24 protein-coding genes are annotated in these 26,185 nt (G+C 72.5%); 15 read left to right on the forward strand and 9 right to left on the reverse strand.

All coding sequences use genetic code 11. From position 1 onward, the window contains the following. The first annotated feature begins 14 nt into the window (after positions 1 to 14). The 3 genes from M8H82_RS08855 to M8H82_RS08865 are packed head-to-tail and all read left to right on the forward strand — an operon-like array spanning position 15 to position 2,928. Positions 15 to 1,583, forward strand: coding sequence for a 4-coumarate--CoA ligase family protein (locus M8H82_RS08855; RefSeq protein WP_250071941.1), 1,569 nt, complete (start codon positions 15 to 17; stop codon positions 1,581 to 1,583). Continuing rightward, entirely contained in the window at positions 1,580 to 2,314 is a 735-nt protein-coding gene (locus M8H82_RS08860) for an enoyl-CoA hydratase family protein (protein WP_250071942.1), read from the forward strand. Before M8H82_RS08855 ends, M8H82_RS08860 begins: the two co-directional genes overlap by 4 nt. Beyond that, positions 2,302 to 2,928, forward strand: a complete 627-nt coding sequence (locus tag M8H82_RS08865; RefSeq protein ID WP_250071943.1) for a TetR/AcrR family transcriptional regulator — start codon at positions 2,302 to 2,304, stop codon at positions 2,926 to 2,928. Before M8H82_RS08860 ends, M8H82_RS08865 begins: the two co-directional genes overlap by 13 nt. Here the strand turns inward: M8H82_RS08865 and pdxH are convergent. Beyond that, positions 2,918 to 3,586 carry a pyridoxamine 5'-phosphate oxidase gene (gene pdxH / locus M8H82_RS08870; protein WP_250071944.1) on the reverse strand — a complete coding sequence of 223 codons (669 nt, stop codon included), beginning with the start codon at positions 3,584 to 3,586 and terminating at the stop codon, positions 2,918 to 2,920. The two genes, M8H82_RS08865 and pdxH, sit on opposite strands and share 11 nt — an antisense overlap. Positions 3,587 to 3,901: 315 nt before the next feature. On the opposite strand from pdxH, the gene M8H82_RS08875 reads away from it, so the two are divergent. The 3 genes from M8H82_RS08875 (at position 3,902) to M8H82_RS08885 (ending at position 7,312) form a co-directional block, all read left to right on the forward strand. After that, the gene (locus M8H82_RS08875) at positions 3,902 to 5,002 is read left to right on the forward strand and encodes a citrate synthase 2 (RefSeq protein ID WP_250071945.1); all 1,101 of its coding nucleotides are present in this window, start codon (positions 3,902 to 3,904) and stop codon (positions 5,000 to 5,002) included. 362 nt (positions 5,003 to 5,364) lie between these two features. Beyond that, positions 5,365 to 5,772, forward strand: a complete 408-nt coding sequence (locus M8H82_RS08880) for a GNAT family N-acetyltransferase (protein ID WP_284048702.1) — start codon at positions 5,365 to 5,367, stop codon at positions 5,770 to 5,772. Between the two features lie 142 nt (positions 5,773 to 5,914). Beyond that, entirely contained in the window at positions 5,915 to 7,312 is a 1,398-nt protein-coding gene (locus M8H82_RS08885) for a PAS domain-containing protein (protein WP_250071947.1), read from the forward strand. 16 nt (positions 7,313 to 7,328) lie between these two features. Here M8H82_RS08885 and M8H82_RS08890 read toward each other — a convergent pair whose 3' ends face one another. Then, positions 7,329 to 8,084 (reverse strand): SIS domain-containing protein, encoded by a 756-nt coding sequence (locus tag M8H82_RS08890; protein ID WP_250071948.1) that lies wholly within the window; start codon positions 8,082 to 8,084, stop codon positions 7,329 to 7,331. A 288-nt stretch (positions 8,085 to 8,372) separates the two neighbouring features. Between M8H82_RS08890 and M8H82_RS08895 the strand changes: the two genes are divergently transcribed. Both M8H82_RS08895 and M8H82_RS08900 read left to right on the forward strand, forming a co-directional pair. Continuing rightward, positions 8,373 to 9,065 (forward strand): metal-dependent transcriptional regulator, encoded by a 693-nt coding sequence (locus M8H82_RS08895; protein WP_250071949.1) that lies wholly within the window; start codon positions 8,373 to 8,375, stop codon positions 9,063 to 9,065. Positions 9,066 to 9,499: 434 nt separating this feature from the next. Continuing rightward, positions 9,500 to 10,375 carry an alpha/beta fold hydrolase gene (locus M8H82_RS08900; RefSeq protein ID WP_250071950.1) on the forward strand — a complete coding sequence of 292 codons (876 nt, stop codon included), beginning with the start codon at positions 9,500 to 9,502 and terminating at the stop codon, positions 10,373 to 10,375. 22 nt (positions 10,376 to 10,397) lie between these two features. Here the strand turns inward: M8H82_RS08900 and M8H82_RS08905 are convergent, their stop codons facing one another. From M8H82_RS08905 to M8H82_RS08915, 3 genes are all read right to left on the reverse strand, one after another. Further along, on the reverse strand, positions 10,398 to 12,014 hold the full coding sequence (locus tag M8H82_RS08905; protein WP_250071951.1) for a transporter: 1,617 nt from the start codon (positions 12,012 to 12,014) through the stop codon (positions 10,398 to 10,400). Continuing rightward, a complete protein-coding gene (locus M8H82_RS08910; protein ID WP_250071952.1) occupies positions 12,011 to 12,781 on the reverse strand; it encodes an ABC transporter ATP-binding protein in 771 nt (256 codons plus the stop codon). The genes M8H82_RS08905 and M8H82_RS08910 overlap by 4 nt, the downstream gene beginning before the upstream one ends. Positions 12,782 to 13,007: 226 nt before the next feature. Then, the gene (locus tag M8H82_RS08915; protein WP_250071953.1) at positions 13,008 to 13,667 is read right to left on the reverse strand and encodes a bifunctional DNA primase/polymerase; all 660 of its coding nucleotides are present in this window, start codon (positions 13,665 to 13,667) and stop codon (positions 13,008 to 13,010) included. Between the two features lie 288 nt (positions 13,668 to 13,955). Here M8H82_RS08915 and M8H82_RS08920 point away from each other — a divergent pair, with 288 nt between their 5' ends. Continuing rightward, positions 13,956 to 15,341, forward strand: a complete 1,386-nt coding sequence (locus M8H82_RS08920; protein ID WP_250071954.1) for a transcriptional regulator — start codon at positions 13,956 to 13,958, stop codon at positions 15,339 to 15,341. Between the two features lie 201 nt (positions 15,342 to 15,542). Continuing rightward, positions 15,543 to 17,159: a hypothetical protein gene (locus M8H82_RS08925; RefSeq protein ID WP_250071955.1), complete on the forward strand. Its 1,617-nt coding sequence runs from the start codon at positions 15,543 to 15,545 to the stop codon at positions 17,157 to 17,159. A gap of 4 nt (positions 17,160 to 17,163) precedes the next feature. Here the strand turns inward: M8H82_RS08925 and M8H82_RS08930 are convergent, their stop codons facing one another. Then, complete coding sequence (locus M8H82_RS08930; RefSeq protein ID WP_250071956.1) at positions 17,164 to 18,471, reverse strand: ABC transporter substrate-binding protein; 1,308 nt, start codon at positions 18,469 to 18,471, stop codon at positions 17,164 to 17,166. A gap of 117 nt (positions 18,472 to 18,588) precedes the next feature. Here M8H82_RS08930 and M8H82_RS08935 point away from each other — a divergent pair, with 117 nt between their 5' ends. Then, a complete protein-coding gene (locus tag M8H82_RS08935; protein ID WP_186284491.1) occupies positions 18,589 to 19,089 on the forward strand; it encodes a hypothetical protein in 501 nt (166 codons plus the stop codon). 47 nt (positions 19,090 to 19,136) lie between these two features. Further along, the gene (gene purU, locus M8H82_RS08940; protein ID WP_250071957.1) at positions 19,137 to 20,018 is read left to right on the forward strand and encodes a formyltetrahydrofolate deformylase; all 882 of its coding nucleotides are present in this window, start codon (positions 19,137 to 19,139) and stop codon (positions 20,016 to 20,018) included. Positions 20,019 to 20,161: 143 nt separating this feature from the next. Here the strand turns inward: purU and M8H82_RS08945 are convergent, their stop codons facing one another. Further along, a complete protein-coding gene (locus M8H82_RS08945; RefSeq protein WP_250071958.1) occupies positions 20,162 to 21,523 on the reverse strand; it encodes a maleylpyruvate isomerase N-terminal domain-containing protein in 1,362 nt (453 codons plus the stop codon). After that, entirely contained in the window at positions 21,520 to 22,092 is a 573-nt protein-coding gene (locus M8H82_RS08950) for a sigma-70 family RNA polymerase sigma factor (protein WP_250071959.1), read from the reverse strand. Before M8H82_RS08950 ends, M8H82_RS08945 begins: the two co-directional genes overlap by 4 nt. Before the next feature lie 308 nt (positions 22,093 to 22,400). On the opposite strand from M8H82_RS08950, the gene M8H82_RS08955 reads away from it, so the two are divergent. After that, a complete protein-coding gene (locus tag M8H82_RS08955) occupies positions 22,401 to 22,781 on the forward strand; it encodes an STAS domain-containing protein (protein ID WP_250071960.1) in 381 nt (126 codons plus the stop codon). Positions 22,782 to 22,931: 150 nt separating this feature from the next. Then, positions 22,932 to 23,444 carry an EF-hand domain-containing protein gene (locus M8H82_RS08960; protein ID WP_250071961.1) on the forward strand — a complete coding sequence of 171 codons (513 nt, stop codon included), beginning with the start codon at positions 22,932 to 22,934 and terminating at the stop codon, positions 23,442 to 23,444. Here M8H82_RS08960 and M8H82_RS08965 read toward each other — a convergent pair. Then, positions 23,423 to 24,931 carry a class I adenylate-forming enzyme family protein gene (locus M8H82_RS08965; protein ID WP_250071962.1) on the reverse strand — a complete coding sequence of 503 codons (1,509 nt, stop codon included), beginning with the start codon at positions 24,929 to 24,931 and terminating at the stop codon, positions 23,423 to 23,425. The genes M8H82_RS08960 and M8H82_RS08965 overlap by 22 nt on opposite strands. 123 nt (positions 24,932 to 25,054) lie before the next feature. Here M8H82_RS08965 and M8H82_RS08970 point away from each other — a divergent pair, with 123 nt between their 5' ends. Continuing rightward, on the forward strand, positions 25,055 to 26,185 hold the full coding sequence (locus M8H82_RS08970; protein WP_250071963.1) for an acyl-CoA dehydrogenase: 1,131 nt from the start codon (positions 25,055 to 25,057) through the stop codon (positions 26,183 to 26,185).

Genomic DNA, 26,185 nt, shown 5'->3' on the forward strand with positions numbered 1-26,185 from the left:
GTCTTGGAGGAACGATGTTCCGCAGCGAGTACGCAGACGTCCCGCCCGTCGAACTCCCCATCCACGACGCCGTGCTGGGCCACGTCGCCGAGTTCGGCGACACGCCCGCGCTGATCGACGGCACGAACGGCATGACCCTCACCTACGCGCAGGTGGACCGGTTCCACCGGCGCATCGCGGCCGCGCTGGCCGAGGCGGGGGTCCGCAAGGGCGACGTCCTCGCCCTGCACAGCCCGAACACGGTGGCCTTCCCGACCGCCTTCTACGCCGCCACGCGCGCGGGTGCCTCCGTCACCACCGTGCACCCGCTCGCCACCCCCGAGGAGTTCGCCAAGCAGCTGAAGGACGCGGGGGCCCGCTGGATCGTCACCGTCTCCCCGCTGCTGGAGGCCGCCCGGCAGGCCGCCGGGCTCGCGGGCGGCATCGAGGAGATCTTCGTCTGCGACAGCGCGCCCGGACACCGCTCGCTGATCGACATGCTCGCCTCCACCGCCCCCGAACCGCAGGTCGGCATCGACCCCGCCGAGGACGTCGCCGCGCTGCCGTACTCCTCCGGGACGACCGGCGTGCCCAAGGGCGTGATGCTCACGCACCGGCAGATCGCCACCAACCTCGCCCAGCTCGAACCGGCGATGCCCGCGAAACCCGGCGACCGCATCCTCGCCGTCCTGCCCTTCTTCCACATCTACGGCCTCACGGCCCTCATGAACGCCCCCCTCAGGAAGGGCGCCACGGTCGTCGTCCTGCCCCGCTTCGAGCTGGAGACCTTCCTCGCGGCCATCCAGGACCACCGCATCACCGACCTGTTCGTGGCCCCGCCGATCGTCCTCGCCCTCGCCAAGCACCCCCTGGTCGCGCAGTACGACCTGTCGTCCCTGCGGCACATCGTCAGCGCCGCCGCCCCCCTGGACGCCCAACTCGCCGCGGCCTGCTCGCAGCGCCTGAACCTGCCGCCGATCGGCCAGGCGTACGGCATGACAGAACTGTCCCCCGGCACCCATGTCGTGCCCCTGCAGAGCATGCGCGAGGCACCCCCGGGCACCGTCGGCAAGCTCATCGCCGGCACCGAGATGCGGATCGTCTCCCTCGACGACCCCGCCAAGGACCTGGGCGTGGGCGAGGCCGGCGAGATCCTGATCCGGGGCCCGCAGATCATGAAGGGCTATCTCAAGCGCCCCGAGGACACCGCCGCCATGATCGACGAGGAGGGCTGGCTGCACACCGGCGACGTCGGCCATGTCGACGAAGGCGGCTGGCTGTTCGTCGTCGACCGGGTCAAGGAGCTCATAAAGTACAAGGGCTTCCAGGTGGCCCCCGCCGAACTGGAGGCACTGCTGCTGACCCACCCGGGCATCGCCGACGCCGCCGTCATCGGTGTCTACGACGACGACGGCAACGAGGTCCCGCGCGCGTACGTGGTCCGCCAGCCGTCGGCCGCCGACCTCTCCGAGGGGGAGGTCATGATGCACGTCGCCGAACGCGTCGCCCCCTACAAGCGGATCCGCCAGGTCCGCTTCATCGACGGGGTGCCCCGGGCCGCCTCCGGGAAGATCCTGCGGCGCGAACTCAGGGAGCACGCGTGACACTCATCGGCCGCACGCGTGCGCGTGGCGTCGAGACCCTCAGCCTCGACTCGCCGGGCAACCGCAACGCCCTGTCGGCGGCGCTCGTCGGCGACCTCACCGACGCGCTCGCCGACTGCGCCAAGGACACGGGCGTCCGCGCGGTCGTCCTCACCCACACCGGCAACACCTTCAGCGCGGGCGCCGACCTGCGCGACCCGCCCCACCCCGACGCGCTGGTCGGCCTGCTGCGGGCGATCGTCGAACTGCCCCGGCCCGTCGTCGCCCGCGTCACCGGCCACGTACGCGCGGGCGGCCTGGGCCTGCTCGCCGCCTGCGACATCGCCGCCGCCGCGCACTCGGCGACCTTCGCGTTCACGGAAGTACGGATCGGGGTCGCCCCCGCCGTCATCTCCCTCCCGCTGCTGCCGCGCACGGACCCCCGCGCGCTGGCCCGCTACTACCTCACCGGCGAGCGCTTCGACGCCCCCGAGGCGGCCCGCATCGGCCTGCTGACGGCTGCCGGGGACGACGTGGACGCCGTACTGGAGCCCGTCCTCGACGGCCTGCGGCGCTCCGCCCCCGAAGCCCTGGCCGAGACCAAGCGGCTGCTCACGGCTAGGGTGCTGGAGTCATTCGACCGGGACGCGGCCGACCTCACCGCGCTCTCGGCCCGGCTGTTCTCCGCCCCGCAGGCCCGCGAGGGGATGACGGCCTTCCTGGAGCGACGGGATGCCTCATGGGTGGTGTGAGTACGGCCGAACGCGACCGCGTTCCCAAGCAGGACCGCAGCCGGGCGACCCGGCAGCGGCTCCTGGAGGCCGCCGTGGCCTGTCTCGCCGAACACGGCTGGGCGGGCTCCACGGTGTCCGTCGTCGCCGAGCGCGCCGGGGTCTCCCGGGGAGCCGCCCAGCACCACTTCCCGACCCGCGAGGACCTGTTCACCGCCGCCGTCGAGTACGTCGCCGAGGAACGCTCCACGGCCCTGCGGGCACTGTTCCCCCAAGGCGCGGCGGGGGACCGGCGGGCGGTGGTGTCGGCGCTGGTCGACCTGTACACCGGGCCCCTGTTCCGCGCCGCCCTGCACCTGTGGGTCGCCGCGTCGAACGAGGAGCAGCTGCGCCCGCGCGTCACCGAGCTGGAGGCCCGGGTCGGCCGGGAGACGCACCGCATCGCCGTGGAGCTGCTCGGCGCCGACGAGTCCGAGCCGGGAGTGCGGGAGACCGTCCAGGGGCTGCTGGACATGGCCCGCGGGCTGGGTCTCGCGAACCTGCTCACCGACGACCAGGGGCGGCGCGAGAGGGTCGTGGCCCAGTGGGCCGCCCTGCTGGACGGGACACTTAAGGAAGGGACCCTCAGGGACTGAGCCGCTCCACCCGCCAGCTGCCGTCCGGCCGGATCACGTACCGCAGCCGGTCGTGCAGCCGGTTCTCACGGCCCTGCCAGAACTCCACCGACTGCGGCGCCACCCGGAAACCGCCCCAGTTCGGCGGCACCGGCACCTGCTCGCCCTCCGGGTAGCGGGCGGCCAGCTCCGCGTACGAGGCGTCCAGATCGGTCCGGGTCGTGATGACCGTGGACTGCTCGCTGGCCCAGGCGCCGAGCTGGGAGCCGTGCGGGCGGGTGCGGAAGTAGGCGGCCGTCTCGTCCCGCCCGGTGCGCCGCGCGATGCCCTGGACGATGACCTGCCGGGCCATCGGGTGCCAGGGGAACAGCAGCGAGACGTGCGGATTCTCGGCCAGGTCACGGGCCTTGCGCGAGTCGTAGTTGGTGTAGAAGACGAAGCCCTGCTCGTCGAACTGCTTCAGCAGCACCGTGCGGGAGCTGGGCCGGCCCTCGGCGTCCGCGGTGGAGACGACCATGGCGTTCGGCTCGAACAGATGAGCCTCGCTCGCGGCCTGCTTGAACCAGCGCGCGAACTGTTCCACCGGGGTGGCGGCCAGCTCGTGCTCGGCGAGGCCCGCGGCCCGGTACTGCTGGCGCATCGCGGCGGGGTCCGGCGGTACGGCGTCTCGGTCGGTCACGCGGTCATCTTGCCGCATACGGCAAGCCCGTTCGGCACGGTGTCCTTCATCACTGCGTGGCACTCAGTGCCGCAAGCCCTCCCCAAAGGTGGCACTCGGGGATATCGTTCTGATGCCGTTCGGTTGGGTGACCGCCAGTCGCACGGGGCATCACTGGGGTACCGCCCAGGACCGCGAGTCCTCCGAGCCACGACCGCGGATCCACCGGGCGCGCAGCCGTCCCTGCCCCACCGGAACACGGTCCGCACCATCGCCCCTACGACACCATCACCCCCACAACACCATCTGTCCCACACATCACGAGGGAGCCGCCTGATGTCCGACTTCGTACCCGGACTCGAAGGAGTCGTCGCGTTCGAGACGGAGATCGCCGAACCCGACAAGGAGGGCGGCGCACTCAGGTACCGGGGCGTCGACATCGAGGACCTCGTCGGCCAGGTCTCGTTCGGCAACGTCTGGGGTCTGCTCGTCGACGGGGCCTTCAACCCCGGCCTGCCGCCCGCCGAGCCGTTCCCGATCCCGGTGCACTCCGGTGACATCCGCGTCGACGTCCAGTCCGCGCTCGCCATGCTGGCGCCCGTGTGGGGCCTGCAGCCGCTGCTCGACATCGATGCCGAGCAGGCCCGTGAGGACCTCGCCAGGGCCGCCGTCATGGCCCTGTCCTACGTCGCCCAGTCCGCGCGCGGGCAGGGCCTGCCGATGGTGCCGCAGCGGGAGATCGACAAGGCGCAGTCCGTCGTCGAGCGGTTCATGATCCGCTGGCGTGGCGAGCCGGACCCCAAGCATGTCGCCGCCGTCGACGCGTACTGGACCTCCGCCGCCGAGCACGGCATGAACGCCTCCACCTTCACGGCCCGCGTGATCGCCTCCACCGGCGCGGACGTCGCCGCCGCGCTCTCCGGCGCCGTAGGGGCGATGTCCGGGCCACTGCACGGCGGTGCGCCCTCGCGCGTGCTGCACATGATCGAGGAGATCGAGCGGACCGGTGACGCCGAGGCGTACGTGAAGCAGGCCCTCGACAAGGGCGAGCGGCTCATGGGCTTCGGGCACCGGGTCTACCGCGCCGAGGACCCCCGCGCGCGCGTGCTGCGGCGTACGGCGCGTGAGCTGGGCGCGCCGCGCTTCGAGGTCGCCGAGGCGCTGGAGAAGGCGGCCCTGGCCGAGCTGCACGCCCGGCGTCCCGACCGGGTGCTGGCCACCAACGTGGAGTTCTGGGCGGCGATCGTCCTGGACTTCGCCGAGGTGCCGGCCCACATGTTCACGTCGATGTTCACGTGCGCGCGCACCGCCGGATGGTCGGCGCACATCCTGGAGCAGAAGCGCACAGGCCGACTGGTCCGGCCGTCCGCCCGCTACATCGGGCCGGGCTCGCGGGACCCCCGTCAGGTCGAGGGATACGACGACATCACCCCCTGAGGCGGGACGCCGACGCAGACGACCCGCGAGCTCGGATCCTCCGCCATGCGACGGAGAAGCCGGCCGGACGCACCGGCGAGCTCGCGGGTCGGGTGACTGCCTGGGATTGGGCCGGCTGCACGCATCTGTCACGTGCGGGTCCGGCACCGCAACTAATGGGGTGCTGGGCCGCTAGCCCGCAGCCACCTCACGCGTCCGGTTTGCATACATCTGCCGAACCACCTCCCTTCTCGTGTGCACCACACATTAGGAAGTGGTCCCGGCGGCTTCAACCGCTTTTTTCTCCGAGGTTGAGCGCTGCGCTCCCTGGGGAGATCCCTGACGTGAATGATCTTCAAGTCGTACCGGTGGACGGCGACCGCATGCTGGAGCAGTGGCGTCATGTCCACAACCTCATCGTGCCGCCCGACGAGCTGAGCCCCGCCGAGGTGCGGGAACGCAGTGGGCGGCACCGGCTGGAGAACGCCTATCTCGGGGACGAACTCGTCGGCTGCTCGACCGTGCGTCCGCCGGAGGGCGAGGGCGCCGTGGCGACGGTCATCGCGCGGGTGCTGCCCGAGTACCGCCGGCGCGGATTCGGCACGGCGCTGTACGAGCACTGCCTGGCGCAGGCGCGCCTGCTCGGTGCCCAGGGCATCCAAACCGTCGTCCTCGCCGCCAACAGTGACGGGTTGCGGTTCGCCGAGGCGCGGGGATTCGTCGAGGTGGAGCGGTACGTGGCGCCCGAGGACGAGACGGAAGTGTGGCTCACGCTGAGACTCGAGCGGTGAGTGGTACGACGTTTCCGGCGTACAACGATTCTCTCAATCTTGTGGGAACCCGATGTGTGCTGCGTCACGTTCGAGTTGAATGATTGTTAGTGGGAGAACCGCCGTACATATGTGTGCGGACGTGGCTTGGCAGGGGGTCCAGGTGAGTGCTTCCCGGCGTAGTGGGACCACCGACGAGCTGGGGCCGGACGAGCCCGAGGGGACCGGTCCCGAGGGCTCCGGCGGCTCCGACCTGCTCGCCGCGCTGCTGGACGGGATGGACGCGGCGCTGTGCGCCTTCGACGCCGACGGTGTCGTCACGCACTGGAACCGCGAGGCCGAGCGGATCCTCGGCTGGACCGCCGCCGAGGCGGTCGGGCGGCACGGCTTCGCCGGCTGGGCCGTGCGCAGCGCCGACGCCGAGGAGGTCGAGGGGCGGCTGATGTCCGCCATGGACGCCCCCGGACGGCAGGTGAACGAGTTCGCGCTGCTCACCAAGGACGGCGGCCGGGTCCTGGTCCGCACCCAGTCCGCGGCCGTCCGCGGACCCGACGGCAAGCCCGCGGGCGTCTACTGCGCCTTCAGCGAGGTGCACGCGCAGATCGACCTGGAGCGGTCCATCGCGCTCAGCGAGGCACTGTTCGAGGACGCGAGCTGGGGCGTCGTCCTCGTCGACGCCGACCTGCGCCCCGCCGTCGTCAACGCGCACGCCGCCCGCGCGCTGGGCATCGGGCGGACGTCCGTCCTGGGCCGCCCGCTCGGCGAACTGCTCGCCCAGGGCGTCGAGGAACTGGAGAGCGCCCTCACCCACGTCCTCGCGGAGGGCGCGCCGCCCGCCCCGGCCGAGATCTGGGTGAGCGTGCGCACCCCCGACGGCGAGCAGCGGCGCTGCTGGCGCTGCGGCTTCGTACGGCTGGCCTCACCGCTCGCCGAGGAGCCGGTGCCGCTCGGTGTGGGCTGGCTGTTCCAGGACGTCACCGAGGCCAAGCAGGGCGAGCAGGAGGCGGCGCTGCTGCGCTTCCGCACCAACCAGATGCACCGGGCCGCGCGGGCGGCGGCCGAGTGCGAGGACCCCGCGGAGGCGGCCACCGTCCACCTCGACTTCGCGCTCGCCGGATTCGCCGACCATGCCCTGGTCGACCGGATCGCGGGCGGCACCCTGAGCGACGCCGACGCGGCCGGCCCGGTCCGCCTGGTCAGGACCGCGGCCACCCCCTCGGGCGCCCCGGGCCCGAGCCTGCCCACCGGCGCCGCCGGTCTGCCCGTGCGCTACACCGAGGGCCACCCGGCGCTGCAGTGCGTGGCGCGCGCCGGCTCGGTCCGGGCCAGCGTCGGGAAGGTGCCGCCGGAACAGGCCCGCGTGTGGGCCGAGGCCCGCCAGTGGCCGCCGGACGCCGTACACGCCCTATGCGCGGTCCTGCGCAGCCGGGGCCGCACGCTGGGTGTGGTGACGTTCCTGCGGGGCGGCGGCCGGACCCCCTTCGAGCGCTCCGACGCGGCCTACGCGGAGGACGTGGCGGCCCGTATCGCGACGGCCCTGGACCTGGCGGCCACCGGCTGAGGGCTGCCGGCGGGGCTCATCGCCGGTAGAAGATCCGGTCCCCGTACTCCTCCATCACCCGTCCGTTCCACTCGTGCCCGCCGTCCACGTTGCCCGAGCGCAGCAGCGGCGGCTCGATGCCCCGGTCGGCCAGGGCGCCGGCCGCCGTGGCCAGGACGGCCTGGAGCAGGGCGGTGGTGACGACCGTGGACGCGGGTGCGAAGGGCGCGGGCACGGTGTCCAGGGTCAGCTCGGCGTCCCCGACGGCGATCTTGGAGTCGAGGACGAGATCGCAGTGGTCCCTCAGATACGTTCCGGACACATGGCGGGACGTGGTCTCGGAGGCGTACGCCACGGATGTCACGCCGATGACCTTCACGCCCAGCGCGCGGGCGTTCATGGCCATCTCCACGGGCAGTGCGTTGCGCCCGGACAGCGAGACGATCACCAGCACGTCCCCCGCGCGCAGCGGCGAGCTGTCCAGTACGGCGGCGGCCAGTCCGTCGACCCGTTCCAGCGCCGAGCCCAGGGTTGCGGGCATCACGTCGACGCCCACCACCCCCGGCACGGCCAGCAGGTTCATCAGCGCGAGGCCGCCCGCGCGGTAGACGACGTCCTGCGCGGCGAGCGAGGAGTGTCCGGCGCCGAACGCGAACAGCCGCCCGCCGTCTTCGACCGTGTCGGCGAGCAGCGTGCCGGCCGCCTCGATGGCACCGGCCTCCTCGTCGCGGACCCGCTGGAGCAGCCCGATCGCGGCGTCGAAGAACTGGCCGGCCAGCTTGCGGTCGCTCATGCGCGGGGCCCCTTTGCCTGCGGAGTGTTTGCCTGCGGAGTGCGGTGGCGGTCGTGATCTGTGTCGCGGATCACCGTGCGGTCTGGACCAGTGCGGTGTCAATACGGCGGTACGGCGGCCGTGAGGCACCCTGCGGGGGCGGCCCCGCGCCACCGGCCGGGAGCGCGAAACCCCCTGGTTTCAACGGCGCGGCACGGTTGTCAGCGCTATGCGTCAGAATTGAGGCCAGGGCCAGCGCACGCGCCGCGAAGCTGTCGCGCTTCCGGCAGATCTCATCAAGGGGCACGTATGTCCGGACTGATCGACACCACGGAGATGTATCTCCGCACCATCCTCGAGCTGGAGGAGGAAGGTGTGGTCCCCATGCGTGCCCGGATCGCCGAGCGGCTCGACCAGAGCGGGCCGACCGTCAGCCAGACGGTGGCGCGGATGGAGCGGGACGGACTGGTGTCCGTCGCCTCCGACCGCCACCTGGAGCTGACGGACGAGGGCCGCCGCCTCGCCACCCGCGTGATGCGCAAGCACCGCCTCGCCGAGTGCCTGCTCGTCGACGTGATCGGCCTGGAGTGGGAGCAGGTGCACGCCGAGGCCTGCCGCTGGGAGCACGTGATGAGCGAGGCCGTGGAGCGCCGGGTGCTGGAGCTGCTCCGGCACCCCACCGAGTCGCCCTACGGCAACCCGATCCCGGGTCTGGAGGAGCTCGGCGAGAAGGACGGCGCCGACCCCTTCCTCGACGAGGGCATGGTCTCGCTGGCCGAGCTGGACCCGGGCGCGGAGGGCAAGACCGTCGTCGTGCGCCGGATCGGCGAGCCGATCCAGACGGACGCGCAGCTCATGTACACGCTGCGCCGGGCGGGCGTGCAGCCCGGCTCGGTGGTGAGCGTGACCGAGTCGCCGGGCGGGGTGCTGGTGGGCAGCGGCGGTGAGGCTGCCGAGCTGGCGGCGGACGTCGCCTCGCATGTGTTCGTCGCCAAGCGCTGACCGTAACTACCGGGTCCGAGGGGGAAGTTGAGGCGAACGACGCGATCTCGTCGTTTCCGAGATTCAGTCCGCCGAATCGCAGCGCTGCGGCGCTTCGCGTGCAAGGCTGTCGCGAGGGGCATATGACCTGAGGGGGCGGAGAATGCGCCGCAGACGTGTTGAGGGCCCCGGCGCCTTGCGGCGCCGGGGCCTGTCCTCCCCTGTGCTGACCCGGAGCCCCGAGCTCTCAGGGTCATTCCCCTCGGACCGGTTTCCCCGAGCGGTCCGCCTCCCGTTGAAGATCTCCCCTCGGCTGCGGCCGTCAATCCCTGAGGGAGGTCACTCGAATGAGGGGTGTTGTCCGCCAAGACCGCGTTCTCGAATGAGGGTTCGATAATCTCCGGGTGACACCGGTGCAACGGCACGGCAGGCGGAGCTAGGGGGGTGCCAGACCTATGGCGCGGCGAATCGACGTGACCGGGACGGGCGGGGTACGCCTCGCGGCCTGGGAGTTCGGGGACCCACCCAAGCTCGACCGGCCGGCGTCCGCCGAGGGCGAGCCGGGGCAGGGCGTGCTGTTACTGCACGGGCTGATGGGCCGGGCCTCGCACTGGGCGGCCACGGCCCGTTGGCTCTCCGAGCGGCATCGCGCGGTAGCCCTGGACCAGCGGGGGCACGGGCGCAGCGACAAGCCGCCGCAGGCCGCGTTCACCCGCGAGGCATACGTGGAGGACGCCGAGGCCGCCCTGGAGCAGCTCCGCCTCGGGCCGGCCGTCCTGATCGGGCATGCGATGGGCGCGCTGACGGCCTGGCAGCTCGCCGCGAAGCGGCCCGACCTGGTGTCGGGCCTGATCATCTGTGACATGCGGGCCTCCGCGCTCGGCACGGCCTCGCAGCGGGAGTGGGCCGACTGGTTCAAGTCATGGCCCCTGCCCTTCGCGACGCTCGCCGACGTACGCAAGTGGTTCGGTGAGGACGACCCCTGGGTGGAGCGGCCCAATCCCGCGCGCGGGGAGTTCTACGCCGAGGTCATGCAGGAGGGCGAGGACGGCTGGCGGCCGGTGTTCGAGCCCGAGCAGATGCTGAAGTCCCGGGAGACCTGGGTGTACGACGCGCACTGGGAGGAACTGGCGCAGGTCCGGTGCCCGACGCTGGTCGTGCGCGGGCTGGACGGGGAGCTGGGCCGGGCCGAGGCGCAGGAGATGGTGCGGGTCCTTCCCAGGGGCGAGTACGCGGAGGTGGCGGACGCCGGTCACCTCGTCCACTACGACCAGCCGGAGGCCTGGCGCGGCGCGATCGAGCCGTTCCTGGACGCGGTACGGACGGTGTGAGGGGGCTGTCCTCCCCTTCCCCTCAGCCCTTGCTCACCGCCGTCAGGATCTCCGGGAGTCTCGCCGCCGTCCGCGGCGCGGCCAGCCGTAGGCCCAGTGCCGCGATCCCCGCCCCGTAGGCCGCCCCGACCGGCAGCAGCAGCCAGGTCAGGTTCTCGCCGTCCGCCGACACGTTCAGCCAGATCGTCAGGGCGATGTGGGGCGCGCAGAGCAGTGCCGCCGCGACCATCCCGCCGAAGATCGAGATCCAGGCCAGCCCCACCTGCCCCGGGGCCACGTTCTTGTAGCCCTCCTGCGGAATCGAGTACGGGAAGCGGGCCGAGGTCCAGGCGCCGGTCGCCAGCATCGCGCCGAGCAGGGCGAAGGACAGGCCCAGCGCCTCGGGCAGCCGGGTCCAGTCGCCCAGCAGGGCGGCCGTCAGGACGGTCACCAGCGTGGCGTACGGCAGGGTGATCAGCAGCAGCGTGCAGGCACGCGCGCGGAGCTCGACGTAGGCGTCCCGGGGCGACGAGATGGTCAGCGCGACCATCCAGAAGGCCGAGGTGTCCTGGCCGAACTGGTTGTACATCAGGATCCCGAGCATCCCGGCCGCGAAGCAGGCGAAGTAGATCGAGCCGGTGCCCTGGACGGCGTTGAACACCGGCACGATCAGGCCGATGGCGAGCGAGGTCACCCAGGCCGCCTTGGTCTTCGGATCCCGCCACATGTACCGCAGGCCGCGCTCCATGACCGTCCCGGTGCGCCCGGCGGGCAGCAGCCTGGCCAGGCCCGCGGACTGCCGTACGGCCGTCTCGCCGGCCGTGGGCAGGGTCGAGCCGTCCGGTTCGGTCATCAAGCGGGTCAGATGCCGGGACCATACGGCGATCAGGGCCGCCAGCGCCGCCGCCGCCAGGCCCAGTTGCAGCAGCGCGACACCGTAGGAACCCTCGCTCGCCGCGTCCACCGCGCCGATCGCCGACGCCGGCGGGAGCCAGCGCACCAGGTCGGCCGCCGGGTCGAGCTCCCCGAGCCCGGAGGAACCCAGGCGCTGGGCGCCGAAGTTGACGGCCTGTGCGCCGACCGCGATGACCAGACCGCTCAGGACCGCCAGATCTCGGCCCTTCCGGCTGGTCAGCAGGCGGATGTTGGCGGCGGCGACGGCCCGCGCGAGGGCCACGCACACCAGCAGCGCCAGGACGGCCCCGACGACGCCCACCACGTACGCCAGGACGCCGTGCGCGACCGCGATCACCGAGCCGGCCAGCAGGCAGAGGGTGAACAGCGGGCCGATGCCGACCAGGGAGGCCGTGAGGAGGGCGCGCACCAGGGCGCGGGGGCGCAGCGGGAGCATGACCAGGCGGGTCGGATCGAGGGTCTCGTCGCCGCCGGGGAAGAACAGCGGCATCACGGCCCAGCCCAGTGCCAGCACCGCCACCAGCAGGACGGCCAGGGACGCGGCGTGCGCGTGGCCGCGCAGGGCGATCAGGCCGATCAGCTGCAGCGCGGCGAACAGCAGCGTGACGACGACGGAGGCGACGTAGGCGGCGCGACGGCCGCTGGACTGGCGCAGGCCGTTGCGCAGCAGCGACAGCTTCAGCCGCACGAAGACGGAGGTGACGGAGGCGGCCGGCGCGGCCGGGGCGGTCGTGGGCGCGCTCATCGGGCCCCGCCGCCCAGCCAGTCGAGGTCGGACCCGGTGTCGCGCGCCTGGGCGCCGACCAGTTCCAGGAACGCCCGCTGGAGGGAGGGCGCGTCCCCGCGGACCTCGGCGAGGGTGCCGTGCGCCCGGATGCGGCCCGCCGCCATGACGGCCACCCAGTCGCACAGCGACTCGACGAGCTCCATGACGTGGGAGGAGAAGACCACGGTGGCGCCGGAGGCGGTGTAGCGCTCCAGGACGCCCCGGATGGTCTGTGCGGAGACCGGGTCGACGCCCTCGAACGGCTCGTCCAGGAAGAGCACTTCGGGGTTGTGGAGGAGAGCGGCGGCGAGCCCGATCTTCTTGCGCATGCCGGTCGAGTAGTCGACGACGAGCTTGTGCTGGGCGCCGGCCAGGTCCAGCACGTCGAGGAGCTGCGTGGCCCGCTTGTCGACCTCGGCGCCGGGCAGGCCCCGCAACCGGCCGGAGTAGGCGAGCAGTTCGCGCCCCGACAGCCGTTCGAACAGCCGCAGCCCTTCCGGCAGTACCCCGATCCGTGCCTTCACCGCCACCGGGTCCCGCCACACGTCGTGCCCGCCGACCTCGACGGATCCCTGATCGGGCCGCAGCAGGCCGGTCACCATGGAGAGCGTGGTGGTCTTCCCGGCCCCGTTCGGCCCGACCAGCCCGATGAACTTCCCGGCGGGCAGTTCCAGATCGATCCCCGCGACGGCGACTTGCTGCCCGAACCGCTTCCAGAGCCCCCGCACCACCACAGCTGACGTCATGCCCGAACCCTACGGCGCAGGCTTAGGCCCTGTCGTTTGGATCACCCCGGCGTCGCGGGCCCTGGCACGCACTCCCCCAGAGGGGGGACCCCCAGCCGCGTTGTCGTCGGTTGCCGACGCTCCGCGTCGACGCCCTCCTCCGCCTTGCAGCTGCACGCACCAGACCCCGCTCGGGTCGACCGAGAGAAGCCGCATCTCATAGCCGGGCTGATCCAAACGACAGGGCCTAACGGTCCCGCCCGCAGGCGTAGGCGAGGGGGGAGATCAACTCCTCGGCGTCCGGCAGCCAGCGGTTGGCGGGGGTGGGGCGGCAGGCCCACTGCACGGCGCCCCGGGAGCCGAACCGGGTCGGCGGAGCGGCCACCCAGCTGCCCTCGCCGAGCGGGTGGAGATCGAGCGAGGACGGCGACCAGCCGAGCTTGCGCACCAGGTCGGGGACCTTCGCCCCGGCTCCCGGCAGCACGAAGAAGTGCATCCGGCGGTCCGGCGCCAGGGTCACGGGGCCGAGCGTGAGCTCCATGCGCTCCATGCGGGCCAGCGCGAGGAACCCGGCCGTCTCCGGCACCGAGATCGCGTCGAAGGTACGCCCGGTGGGCAGCAGGATCGACGCCAGCGGCTGCTTGGACCACATCCGGCGGGCGACCGTCGCACTCCCCGTGGCCTGCGTCCCCCAGTCCGCGCGCGCGGGATGCGCCCCCGGCGCATCGCACGAGGCGTCGCCGCACGAGCAGCGCTGCATCCCGTCGACGGCTTCCAGCCAGGTGCCGGGAAACACGTCCCAGTGGCGCTCCTCGGCGTAGCGAACGGCGGTCTCCAGCAGCGATTCCCCGCGCTGCTTCGGAATCTGAGCGGCTTCAGTGCCCGCGATCGTCTCTTCCACGCACATCACAACTCCCGCACCCACCTCGGGTTACGGGCGTAGCGCGCGCGGGGGAGGAGCATCGATTCGGCATCTGGGGCGCATGGATGCATGTGTGGGGGCGCGCGGGAGGATCCGCGGTGGGAGCTGGGTAGCCACGAGTGGGGTCGGACACAGGTCTTACCCCGGCAATCCTCGCATGTCTCGCATTTTCGGTATGTCCGCGGGGCATTGATCTTCCCGGCCGGATCTTTTCGGTGCGAAGACACGTCAACTCGGTGCGTCGGCAGGCACCGCAGCCACAGGGGGTACGCCATGGCCGCAAGGCCGCTCGTCGCGCGGCAGCCGAACGAAAGGTTGCAGGCGCTCATCCAGGAAGCGGGCTGCTCGAACGCCGGGCTGGCCCGCAGGGTCAACATGTGCGGCGCCGAGCACGGCCTCGACCTGCGCTACGACAAGACGTCCGTGGCCCGTTGGCTGCGCGGACAGCAGCCGCGCGGACGCGCCCCGGCGATCATCGCGGAGGCCCTCGGCCGCAAGCTCGGCCGCACGGTCACGATCGACGAGATCGGCATGGCCAACGGCAAGAACCTCGCCTCCGGGGTCGGGCTGCAGTTCTCGCCGACCGTCCTGGGCGCCATCGAGCAGGTGTGTGAGCTGTGGCGCAGTGACGTGGGGCGGCGGGACTTCCTGTCCGGCTCGTCCGTCGCCGCTTCCGCGCTCGTCGAACCCAGCCGCGACTGGCTGATCTCGGCGCCCGACTCCCAGGTCGCGCGCGCGGCGGGCCCGCGCGTGGGCCAGTCCGACGTCGCCGCCGTGAAGGCGATGACCCAGGCCCTGGTCGACCTGGACCACCAGTACGGCAGCGGGCATGTGCGCCCGGTCGTCGTGCACTACCTCAACAGCGTCGTCTCGGGGCTGCTCGCCGGGTCGTACCGGGAGGCCGTGGGGCGCGAACTGTTCGCCGCGGTCGCCCGGTTGACCGAGCTGGCCGGCTACATGGCGATCGACACCGGCCAGCCCGGCCTCGCCCAGCGGTACTACATCCAGGCCCTGCGGCTCGCCCAGGCGGCCGGGGACCGCGGCTACGGCGGTTACGTCCTCGCCGCGTCCATGAGCCATCTCGCCGCGCAGCTCGGGAACCCGCGCGAGATCGCGCAGTTGGCACGGGCGGCGCAGGAGGGAGCGCGCGGTCGCGTCACCCCGCGCGCGGAGTCCATGTTCTACGCGGCCGAGGCCCGTGGCCACGCGCTCATGGGCGACGTACGGGCGGCGCAGACGGCGTCCGGGCGGGCGGTGAGCGCGCTGGAGGCGGCGGATCCGGCCGCCGGGGACGACCCGGTGTGGATCGCCCACTTCGACGAGGCCTATCTGGCCGACGAGTTGGCGCACTGCCACCGCGACCTCGGGCAGGCCGAGGCGGCGGCGCGGCGGGCGCAGGAGTCGCTGGCCGGGCTGCCGGAGAGCAAGGCGCGGCGGCGCGCGATCGGCTATGTGCTGCTCGCCACGGCGCAGGTCCAGCAGCGCGAGGTCGAACAGGCCTGCCACACCGGCCTGAAGGCCGTGGAACTGCTGGAGACCCTGCGGTCCAACCGGGGCGCCGACTATCTCGAGGACTTCCAGCAGCGGCTGGAGCCGTACCGGGAGGAGCCCGTGGTAAGGGAGTTCGGCGCCCGGCTGGATCTCCAGGCGGCCGCGTGAACGGGGCACGCTCCCGGCCGTGAACACAGGGGAAACCGCGGCACGGAAAGGGAGAGGAGGACGGGCAGGGGAAATGGGGGACCGCTCTGTAACGGCGGTCACAGGGACGGGCGTCGCGATCTTCGCTGCGTGGCACGCGGCTCTCGGGACCCGGTAGCGTGAGCCGACGATCCCGAAGGTCCCCCATTAGTAGGAGTCCCGGTGACGCAGAGTGGACAGGGCGAGGAGCCCTCGGCGCGACCCGCGCGCGAAGGCATCGTGCTGCCCTCCGACGGAGGCGAGCCGTTGCTCCCGGGCACGACCGGCGGACCCGGCGGCCCCCAGCAGTACGCCCACCCCGCCCCGCCGCCCGCCCCGGCGGCCCCGCCGGGCGGCCAGTCCTGGAACGGCGCCTGGGGTCCCGAGCAGCCCCAGCCCCCGGCGGCCCCGTCCCCGGGACCGGGCTGGACGCCCGCGCCCGCCCAGCCGTGGGCCGGACCGGAGCAGCCCGCCGCGGCCTGGGGCGCCCAGGACGGGACGCCGGCCCCCCGCCAGCCGCTCCCGCCGGAGAACGCCCCGGCACCGTCGTACGGCACGCAGGACTACGGCACGCAGGACTACCGCACCCAGGGCTACGGCACGCAGGACTACCGCACCCAGGGCTGCGGCACGCAGGACTACGGCACCCCGTCCCCGGGCTACGACTCCCAGGGCGCCGGAGCGCTGCCGCCCGCCGCGCCCTACGGTGACGACGGCGCCACCCAGTACCTGCCGCCCGTCGCGGACGGCGCCACGCAGTACATACCCCCGGTCGCCGGTGACGCGGCCACCCAGTACATCCCGCCGGTCGGCGGCGGAGCCCTGCCGCCCGAGGTCACCCCCCAGGCCCCCGCCGAGAGCACCCAGGTGCTCGGCCGCATCCGGCAGAACGCGGGCCCGGTGCCCGCTCCCGCGCCGAACCCGGACGCCGAGGCCACGCAGTACATCGCGCCGGTGCCCGCGGGCGACGGCGGCGAGCGGCAGCCGCCCGCCGAGTTCGACAACCTCTTCCGCAGCGAGCCGGGCGGCGAGCCGCCGGCCGCCTCCACCCAGCAGATGCCGCGGTTCCAGCAGCCCCGGCCGGGGGCCCACGGCGGCGGGCAGCCGACGTTCATCCCGCGACGTGAGACCCAGGACGACGAGGACCGGCGCCAGGGCGGCCGTACCGGCTCCCGGGTGACGCTCTTCGCCGCCATCGGCGTCGCCATCGCCGTGGTCGGCGTCGGCGCGGGCGCCCTGCTGGCCAGTGGCGGCGGGGACGACACCGGCGACAACGAGACCGTCGCGGCCACGGCGCCGGCGAGCGAGTCCGCCGCCTCGCCCTCCCCGTCCGTCGACCCGGTCCGGCAGCAGGCCGTGGAGCTGGACAAGCTGCTGGCCGACAGCGGCAACAGCCGGACCATGGTCATCAACGCGGTCGCCGACGTGAAGGCCTGCACCAACCTCCCCCAGGCGGCCAAGGACCTGCGGGACGCCGCCAAGCAGCGCAACGACCTGGTGACCAAGCTGTCCACGCTGGCCGTGGACAAGCTGCCGCGGCACACCGAGCTGACCACCGCCCTCAACAAGGCCTGGCAGGCGTCCGCGTCGGCCGACAACCACTACGCGGCCTGGGCCGACCAGGTCGCGCAGCGCAAGGGCAACCTCTGCAAGAAGGGGCAGGCCCGGTCCACCCCGCAGACCCAGGCCGGCAACACGGCCAGCGGCACGGCCAGCACCGAGAAGGCCAAGGCCGCGGGCCTGTGGAACTCGATCGCCAAGAGCTACGGCCTGACCGAGCGCCAGCCGACCCAGCTCTGAGCGGTCAGCCGAGGTCGGCCTGCTGAAGGGTCTTCGTCACATCGATGAAGCCCTTCCGGGCCGACACCAGCCGGCCGTTGCGTACGACCTGGAGGGTCACGTCGGCGTTGACCAGCTGAGGAAAGCCCACCGAGGCGAGGCTCTCGGTGTACTCCCAGTTCAGCGGCGGGGTGAGACCGCCGGTGCTGATCTCCAGACCGTCGTCCAGGGCCCGGCGGACCGAGCGGGCGGTCACCTCGCCGCCGCCGAGGGAGTCGATGACGGACCGGAACACGGTGTAGGCGATCCAGGTGGTCTGCACTCCGGCGTCCGCGGGGTCGATGCGGTTGTCGCCGAAGGCGTGCGCGCTGATCACCTTCTTCATCTCGTCCCAGCGCTGGTCGCTGGCGACGGGATACCAGCCGGTGATGTACGCGCCCTCGTAGGGCCCGGACTTGCCGCCCGAGGCGTTGATCACGGTCTGGTCGACGCTGCCCAGCACGGTCGCCGTGCGCACGTCGGGGTACTCCTCGCGGCCGCGCCGGAAGGAGTCCATGAAGGTGCTGGTGCGGTCCCCCAGGGCGGGCACCACACAGCCGGGGTTCGCCGGGTCGGCGCCGGTGTACGCCAGCGCCCTGTTCGCCTGCCCCGAGTACTCGGTCGCGTCCTCGGCCGCCAGCTGGTCGCCCGCGTCCGCGTGGCCGCCCGCGGAGAGGCCGGAGTTCAGCAGAGCGGGCAGCTCGTCACCGGCGATGCTGTCCGGCCGTACGAGCGCGACGGGCCCGCAGTCCTTGGCCAGCTCCCGGCCGAGGCCGGCCAGCAGAGTGGGCTGGCCGCCGTTGACGGGGTAGGAGAGCGGGCTGGTGAACTCGGCGCCGGTGACGCCGTAGCCGCCGATGTACGGGATTCCCGCGCTCTCCAGCGTGGGGAAGAAGGAGTCGCCGTGCTGGCTGTAGGAGCCGACGACGGCGACCACCTTCTCGTCGACGGCGCGCTCGGCGCACTTCGCCGCGAAGACGCTGTCGTTGCGGTCGTTGCAGTTCAGGACGCGCAGCTTGCGGCCGTTGATGCCGCCCTGGGAGTTGATCCAGCGGGCGTACGCCACCGCGAGAGCGGGCATCCCGGGCTTGTTGGTGGCGGTGGTGTCCTGCGGTGCCCAGGTCATGATGGTGATGGGATCGTCCCCGGCGCCCCCCGAGACACCGGGGATGACCCCGCAACCGACGGCGAGGGACGCGCACCCGATCAGGGCCGCCGCTCTGACGGTGCCGGCTCTGACAAATCGGGTGAGCGCGGGGAGGTTGGAACTGCGGAAACAACGCCTGCCGGTCATGCACACGCACGATTCCCTCACACAGCTAACCCTCGAGTCATCCATGGTCAACAGAAGGTGACGTCACGGTGAATTACGGGGGGCCGTGACCAGCGGCCGGGCGGGAACGTACGATCGATGACCGTGCAAGGTTCGGAGAACTCTTCCCGTCGCGGCCGTCGCTCATCCACCATGGGCGGCATGCCACTGAACGACATGCCGTGGTGGCGCTGGCGCAGCAATGTGCGCTCCGCGCTGCACATGCTCTCCGACCCGGTGTTCCAGCGCGATGCCTGGCTGGCCGGCGTCGACGGTTACGGAGACGTCACCGACGCCGTGTACCGCCTGGTCGAGGACACCTGGCTGGACAACTGGTCCGCCGAGAAGTACGTCGGCACGATCTTCCGGGACTCCCAGGAGGCGGCGCTCGTCGACACCGCCGTGCTGCGGGTGCTGCGGATCATGCACCAGGTCGGACCCGACGCGCCCGTCGCCGCGTACCTGGAGCACCAGGGGTGGCCGGACGCGGTGCGCGCCGCGCGGGACGCGCACGTACGGATGGCGGCGAGCGACGGGGACGACCCGGACGCACCCCCGCGCACCCTCGAAGTCCTGCGGATCATGACCAGGTCCGCCTAGCGGGACGACCGTGATCGGCGGGCTCGGGGTGTGGGACCCTGTGGTGCATGAACGAGCAGTCCGGCCGAGCCGCGGTCCCCACCGACCAGTACGTCCTGACCCTGTCCTGCCCCGACAAGCAGGGCATCGTGCACGCCGTGTCGAGCTACCTCTTCATGACCGGCTGCAACATCGAGGACAGTCAGCAGTTCGGCGACCACGACACGGGTCTGTTCTTCATGCGCGTCCACTTCTCGGCCGACGCGCCGGTGACCGTGGACAAGCTCCGGGCGAGCTTCGCGGCGATCGGTGACTCCTTCCAGATGGACTGGCAGATCAACCGGGCCGACGAGAAGATGCGCATCGTCCTGATGGTCTCCAAGTTCGGGCACTGCCTGAACGACCTGCTCTTCCGGGCGCGGATCGGGGCGCTGCCGGTGGAGATCGCCGCGGTGGTCTCCAACCACACCGACTTCGCCGAGCTGGTGGGCTCGTACAACATTCCTTTCCACCACATTCCGGTGACGAAGGACACGAAGTCGCAGGCCGAGGCGCGGCTGCTGGAGATCGTGCGCGAGGAGAACGTCGAGCTGGTCGTGCTCGCCCGCTACATGCAGGTCCTCTCGGACGACCTGTGCAAGCAGCTGAGCGGCCGGATCATCAACATCCACCACTCCTTCCTGCCGAGCTTCAAGGGCGCGAAGCCGTACCACCAGGCTCATACGCGGGGTGTGAAGCTGATCGGGGCGACCGCGCACTACGTGACGGCCGATCTCGACGAGGGGCCGATCATCGAGCAGGAGGTCGAGCGGGTCGGGCACGGTGTCACGCCGGACCAGCTGGTGGCGGTGGGGCGGGACGTGGAGTGCCAGGCGCTGGCGCGGGCCGTGAAGTGGCATGCGGAGCGGCGGATTCTGCTCAATGGCCGACGGACGGTTGTGTTCGCCTAAGGGCTCGGTGGTTCCGTCGCGCAGGCGGCTGCGGGTGCTTCGTGGTTGCTCGCGCAGTTCCCCGCGCCCCGTCTCAGGGGCGCGGGGAACTGCGCGAACGGCCCCCACCGGCCCGCAGCCGCCGATGAAGCCGCCACCCACCCCTACATCCGGCTCAGCGACGCCACCGAGAACAGCACGTCCCTGATGGCCTCGCGGTCGCCCACCTGCCCCGCTGCCGCCTCCGTCGGAGACACGTGGCCCGCGGCCAGGTGGCAGAACTCCACCCCGTCCAGCGCGACATGGGCCACCTCCCACTCGGTGGAGCCCACGGCCGCCGGGGAGTCCAGGGGGATCAGCCACTCGCCGCCCCCGGATCCCTCGATCTCCAGCCGGAGGCTCCGGCCGGGACCGCCGGCCAGGCCCAGGTGGCGGCCGTGCGGCGGGGCCGCCAGCCCCTCGCGGCGGCGTCCGGCCAGCGCGGCGGGCAGCATGCGGGCCGCGAGGTCGATCATGGCGTGGAGATGGCGGGCCGAGGGCGGGGCGTAGGGGTAGTCCACGGCCTCCGCGATGTCCTCCGCGTGCACCCAGCACTCGAAGGCCCGGTCCAGCATCGCGTCGTGCAGGGGCAGCTCGAAGTCGCCGTAGGGGACCGGCATTGCGCCCGCCTGGCCGCCGGTGAAGGAGACCGTCCGGACCAGGTCGTGGCTCTGCTCCCGCCACGGCGCCCGGACCGAGCGGGTGGGCGGGAAGTGGGAGGCGCGCCAGTACGCCTCGGTGCGGGAGGACGGGGTGGGGCGCTCGGCCGGGATGTCGCCCAGCGGGTCGTCGAGGCCGAGGGCGACGGCGACCAGGCCGTCGACGCTCAGCAGATGGGCGATCACCCCGGCCACCGTCGTACGGCGGGTCGTCGCCTCGTCGGACCTGAACCACCGCAGCCGCACGGGCGCGTGCCACTCCGCGTCCCCGAAGTCCTGCAGCAGCGCGTCCAGACGCGCGGTCTCCGCGTCGTACGCCGCCGCCCAGCCCGGCACCGGAATGCGCGGCGGGCGGCGCTCCAGGCAGCTCGACAGGACCCGGGTGCGCAGGGCGGGGTCCAGGTCGAGGCTCTCGGAGGGGTGCAGCAGGCCCACGGCCTCGCGCAGCCGCAGCGCCTCGTCGGCGCAGGAGCCGCAGTCACCGAGGTGTTCCTCGACGGCGGTCGTCTCCTGCGTCGAGCACGCGGCCAGCGCCCACGCGCCGAGCAGCGACTTCAGCACCCGGTGCTCCAGGACCAGCGGCACCGGATCCAAGGCGGGCTCGGGCAGCGGCCTGCCGGTGTCCTCCACGGAGGCGCGGGGCAGCGGTATGCGCGGCGGCTGCTCAGGGCCGCCGCCCCGGTCTTCGTGACCCCGCTCGTCCTCGGGCTCGTGATCGGGCTCGGGCTTGTGGTCGGGCCCGTCGTTCGTCTCGTTCCCGGGGTCGTTCTTGAAGTCGCCCTCTTCCTCGTGCGCGTCGAACGGCTCGAACCGCTCCGGGTCGTTCACACCGCACCCCCGTATCCCGGCGGGGCGCCGGCGTCGTGGGCGGTGGAGAGCAGTTGCAGTCCGAGGCGGAGCCGGCGGCGGGCCTCGTCCTCGGTGACGCCGAGGTCGGTGGCGGTCTGGCGGTAGTCGCGGCGCTGGAAGTAGGCCAGCTCCAGCGCGGCGCGCAGCGGCACCGGCATGGCCTGGACGATGTAGTCGGCGCGGGCGGCGACGGAGGCGTGCCGCACCTTGCGCTCCAGGTCCTCGGTGGTGCCGTGGCCGCCCTGGGCCAGCGCTGCGGTCTCGGTGGCGCGCAGGCGCTGCACGGCGAGGCGGTGGGTGAGGGTGGCCACCCAGGAGCGCAGCGGGCCCTGCTTGGGGTCGTAGGCGTCGGGGTGCTCCCAGACGTGGGTGAAGACCTCGCGGGTGACGCTGTCGGCGGCGCGCTCGTCGGCGAGGACGGTGTGGGCCAGGCCGTGCACCAGGGAGGCGAAACGGTCGTAGAGCTCCCCGAGGGCGGCCGCCTCACCGCGTGCGAGCCGCTGCTGCATCTTGCGGTCCCAGCGGGGCGGTGCGTCCTTCTTCGCCATGCGGCCCCCTCACCGTGCCTGTGCCCTGGTCAAGCCTGCTCCCACTGTCTCCTCGAATGTAGTCGGCACCTCTGACAGCGCACGCCCCTTTGTCGCAATGTGCGCCCCCCGATGGGCCCCGGGTGATAGTGGATCGTCGCCTACCCGGTCCGGTACTGATCGAACAAGACCGGAGATGACGGAAACAAGACTTTTCCGCTCTCTTTCTGTTTCTGGGCCGGTGTTTCAGGGCACAGCCGCTGGGCAGCCGCGCTGCATGGAAGCGTAGGGGCAGCTTCCGTTTGCGGGGGGTCCGGCGAGCGAAGGGCATGGCGGTGGCGTTCAAGGTGACCTGCGGAGAGCAGGACGGCTGGGCTGTCCTGCGGGTGTCGGGCGAACTGGATCTGGTGACCTCCCCCGCGCTGCGTCAACGCGTGCACGACGAAGTGGCCGAGGGCCGGCACAGCCTGGTGCTCGATCTGTCCGAGGTCTTCTTCTGCGACTCCAGCGGTGTGGGCGTGCTCATCGCCTCCCGCCGACTCGTCCGCTCCTGCCGGGGCCGGCTGCGCCTGATACTGCCCGCGCAGGGCGCGGTGGAGGGCTCCCACGTCAACCGCGTCCTCGGGGCGCTCGGTGTCCGCCGCCTCTTCGAGGTCCACCCCGACGTGGACTCGGCCACCGCCGACGAGTCGGGGCCGCTGTCGGCGTAGCTCCTCGCACTGCCACGCCGTTGTCCCGAAATTCCCCCGGTCTTGGCACATCCGTCGCTTTCCCGCTCCCGGACGGCCCCTGACGTCGTACGCTCCCTGGGAAAGCCGGGGCCCCGCGCCCCCCGTGACGTAAAGGCGGCACGAAAAGACATGGTCAGCAGCGAGTACGAGGGCAAGATCGCCGCCCGCTTCGCCACCTTCGACCAGGACGGCAACGGCTACATCGACCGTGCGGACTTCAGCGCGGCGGCCAAGGCGCTGCTCGCCGAGTTCGGTACGGCGGCCCGGTCCGACAAGGGTCAGGCGCTGTACAGCGGCGCCGAGGCGTTCTGGCAGGGCATGGCGGGAATAGCGGACCGGGACGGCGACCAGCGCATCACCCGGGGCGAGTTCGTGGACGGCGCGGTCAAGCGGCTGCGCGACAACCCCGAGGGATTCGCCGAGATCGCCCGCCCCTTCCTGCACGCGGCCCTCGCCGTGGCCGACACGGACGGCGACGGAGCGGCCACCGTCGCGGACGCCGCGCGCGTACTGACCGCCCTCGGGGTGGACGCGGACACCGCGAAGGCCGCGGCCGCCACCCTCGACGCGGACCGCGACGGCCGGGTGGAGGAGTCCGAGGTCGTGACCGCCTTCGCCCGCTACTTCACCGTCCCCGAGTAGCGCTCCCGCAGCTTGTACTTGAGCACCTTGCGCAGGGTGTCGTTGCGCGGAAGGGCGTCCACCACCTCCAGTTGCTCCGGCAGCTTGTGCACGGCCAGCCCTTCCGCGCGCAGATACGCCGTGACCTGCGCCAGGCTCAACTCGTCGGCCCCCGGCGGCTGTTCGACCACGGCGCACACGCGCTCCCCGCGCTCGGCGTCCGGCAGCCCGATGACGGCCGCGTCCGCGACCGCCGGATGCCGGTGCAGCAGGTCCTCGATCTCCCGCGCCGAGATGTTCTCGCCCTTGCGGATGATCACGTCCTTCAGCCGCCCGGTGAGCACCAGATGCCCGGTGCCGGTGAGCCGCCCCAGGTCGCCGGTGCGCAGGAAGCCGTCCTCGTCGAAGGCGCGCGCGGTCTGGTCCGGGTCGAGATAGCCCCGGCACACCGCTTCCCCGCGCAGCCGCACCTCCCCGTCCACGACCCGGATCTCCATCCCCTCGGGCGGCCGTCCCTCCGTGCCGGCGAGCAGTTCCGGGTCGTCGTCCGGGTCGCCCATCGTGATCATCGGCACCTCGGTCATGCCGTACCCGTGGGTCAGCTGCACGCCCATCTCCCGCACCACCGCGTGGTACAGCTCCGGCGGCTTCGGCGCCCCGCCGCCCGCCAGCAGGCGCAGCGTCGGAACCACTTTGGTGCCGGGCCGTTTGCGCTGCTCCGTCAGGAACATCGAGTAGAACGCCGTGGAACCGCCGGCCATCGTCACGCCGTGCCGCCGGTACTCCGCGAGCGCGTCCGGCAGCGCGAACTGCTCGAACAGCACGGCCGGGAAGCCGTACAGCAGCAGCATCACCAGGTAGTCCGGGCCGCCTATGTGGGCGTAAGGGAAGGCGATCGAGCCGACGTCGGCGCCGGTCGGGCGCAGGGCGTGGGCGAGGCAGGAGCCGCCGGCGATCAGCGAACGGTCGGTGTGCAGCACGCCCTTGGGGTCGGAGGTGGTCCCGGAGGTCCAGTAGATCCAGCGCACGGAGGTGCCCTCGGCCGGCGGGGCGGGCAGCCCCCGGGGATCGCCGTCCGGGAGCCGGTCGTACGCCTCGAGGACGCCCTTCGCGCCGAGCCGCCGCACCATCGCCGTGTGGTCGAAGCCGCGCCAGGTGCCCGGTACGGCGACGTACTCGGCCCTGGACTCGCGCAGGGCGAAGCCGACCTCACGGTCCCGGTAGAAGGGGATGACCGGGGACTGCACGGCGCCGAGGCGGGCCAGGGCGAGGGAGAGCAGGACCGTCTCGATCCGGGTGGGCAGTTGCCAGGCGACGACCGTGCCGGGGCGCACCCCCAGGTCGTGCAGGCCCGCCGCCACCCGCTCGGCACGCGCGCGCAGCTCGCCGAAGCTCACGGAGCGGTCCCCCTGGAGGAGGACGGGCCGGTCCGGGGTGCGGGCGGCGCGGTGGACGAGCAGCTCCCACAGGGTCCGGGCGGAGCTCAGGTCGGGTGCGGTGTCGGTCACGGCGGCGACCCCCTTTGCTGACGATGCGTCAGATAGTGGGCAGAGCGTAGGGCGCCCCGCCTTGTCGGTCCAGGGGTGCGGGGCTAGCCTGAGCTGACGGACCGTCAGATAGGGGCTCGCCGGATGGACCTCACGTACACGCCCGAGGAGGAGGAGTTCCGGGCGCGCCTGAGGCGGTGGCTCGGCGAGGTGCTGCCGAAGCTGCCCCCCGTGCCCGCCCCCTCCGACTGGCCCGGCCGGCGCGCCTACGACCTCGACTGGCAGCGCATGCTCCACGACGCCGGGTACGCCGATGTCCACTGGGACGCCTCCCCGACCACCCGGCTCATCTACCTGGAGGAGACAGAGCTTGCGGGCGCCCCCTACGTCGGCGCCAACTTCGTCGGACTGCTCCACGCCGGCCCCACCATCGCCGCCGAGGGCACCTCGGAGCAGCGGGCGCGCTGGCTGCCGCCGATCCTGCGCGGGGAGGAGGTCTGGTGCCAGGGCTTCAGCGAACCCGGCGCCGGATCCGACCTCGCGGCGCTGCGCACGCGCGCGTGGCGCGACGGCGACGCCTATGTGGTCACCGGGTCCAAGATCTGGACCTCCCACGCCGAAGTCGCCGACTGGTGCGAGCTGTTGGTGCGCACCGACCCAAAGGCGCCCAAGCACCGGGGCATCACCTGGCTCGCCCTGCGCATGGACGCGCCCGGCGTGACCGTACGGCCGCTGCGCACCCTCGCCGGGTCCACCGAGTTCGCCGAGGTCTTCCTCGACGAGGTACGGCTGCCGGTCGCGCACCGGGTCGGCGCGGAGAACGACGGCTGGCGCGTCACGATGGTCACCCTGTCCTTCGAGCGCGGCACGGCCTTCGTGGGCGAGGTGGTGGCCTGCCGCCGCGTCCTGCGCGAACTGGCCGCCCGGGCCCGCGGGAACGGCCGCTGGGACGACCCGGCGCTGCGGCGCAGACTCGGCCGCCTGAACGCCGAGTTCCGCGCGCTGTGGCGGCTGACGCAGTGGAACGTGAGCGAGGCATCGGCGAGCGGGGTGCCGGGTGTCGGCGGTTCGGTTTTCAAACTGAGGTACTCGCACGCCCGCCAGGAGCTCTACGACGCCGCCGCCGACGTCCTCGGACCCGACGCCCTCGACCTCGACCGGCCCTGGGTCCTCGACCGGCTCTCGTCGCTGTCGTACACCATCGCGGCCGGTACCTCGCAGATCCAGCGGAACATCGTGGCCGAGCGGATCCTGGGGCTGCCGAAGGGGCGGTGA

It is taken from the genome of Streptomyces sp. YS415 (assembly GCF_023544665.1).
Classification (GTDB): domain Bacteria; phylum Actinomycetota; class Actinomycetes; order Streptomycetales; family Streptomycetaceae; genus Streptomyces.

Bases quoted from the DNA above. Each gene is read 5' to 3' on its own strand.
- M8H82_RS08955 (WP_250071960.1), top strand. From the start codon at position 22,401: ATGGCGGTGGCGTTCAAGGTGACCTGCGGAGAGCAGGACGGCTGGGCT.
- M8H82_RS08910 (WP_250071952.1), bottom strand. From the start codon at position 12,781: ATGACGTCAGCTGTGGTGGTGCGGGGGCTCTGGAAGCGGTTCGGGCAG.
- M8H82_RS08855 (WP_250071941.1), top strand. From the start codon at position 15: ATGTTCCGCAGCGAGTACGCAGACGTCCCGCCCGTCGAACTCCCCATC.
- M8H82_RS08880 (WP_284048702.1), top strand. From the start codon at position 5,365: ATGCTGGAGCAGTGGCGTCATGTCCACAACCTCATCGTGCCGCCCGAC.
- M8H82_RS08930 (WP_250071956.1), bottom strand. From the start codon at position 18,471: ATGACCGGCAGGCGTTGTTTCCGCAGTTCCAACCTCCCCGCGCTCACC.
- M8H82_RS08875 (WP_250071945.1), top strand. From the start codon at position 3,902: ATGTCCGACTTCGTACCCGGACTCGAAGGAGTCGTCGCGTTCGAGACG.
- M8H82_RS08920 (WP_250071954.1), top strand. From the start codon at position 13,956: ATGGCCGCAAGGCCGCTCGTCGCGCGGCAGCCGAACGAAAGGTTGCAG.
- M8H82_RS08895 (WP_250071949.1), top strand. From the start codon at position 8,373: ATGTCCGGACTGATCGACACCACGGAGATGTATCTCCGCACCATCCTC.
- M8H82_RS08865 (WP_250071943.1), top strand. From the start codon at position 2,302: ATGGGTGGTGTGAGTACGGCCGAACGCGACCGCGTTCCCAAGCAGGAC.
- M8H82_RS08970 (WP_250071963.1), top strand. From the start codon at position 25,055: ATGGACCTCACGTACACGCCCGAGGAGGAGGAGTTCCGGGCGCGCCTG.
- M8H82_RS08960 (WP_250071961.1), top strand. From the start codon at position 22,932: ATGGTCAGCAGCGAGTACGAGGGCAAGATCGCCGCCCGCTTCGCCACC.
- M8H82_RS08935 (WP_186284491.1), top strand. From the start codon at position 18,589: ATGACCGTGCAAGGTTCGGAGAACTCTTCCCGTCGCGGCCGTCGCTCA.
- M8H82_RS08915 (WP_250071953.1), bottom strand. From the start codon at position 13,667: ATGTGCGTGGAAGAGACGATCGCGGGCACTGAAGCCGCTCAGATTCCG.
- M8H82_RS08900 (WP_250071950.1), top strand. From the start codon at position 9,500: ATGGCGCGGCGAATCGACGTGACCGGGACGGGCGGGGTACGCCTCGCG.
- M8H82_RS08905 (WP_250071951.1), bottom strand. From the start codon at position 12,014: ATGAGCGCGCCCACGACCGCCCCGGCCGCGCCGGCCGCCTCCGTCACC.
- purU (WP_250071957.1), top strand. From the start codon at position 19,137: ATGAACGAGCAGTCCGGCCGAGCCGCGGTCCCCACCGACCAGTACGTC.
- M8H82_RS08950 (WP_250071959.1), bottom strand. From the start codon at position 22,092: ATGGCGAAGAAGGACGCACCGCCCCGCTGGGACCGCAAGATGCAGCAG.
- M8H82_RS08890 (WP_250071948.1), bottom strand. From the start codon at position 8,084: ATGAGCGACCGCAAGCTGGCCGGCCAGTTCTTCGACGCCGCGATCGGG.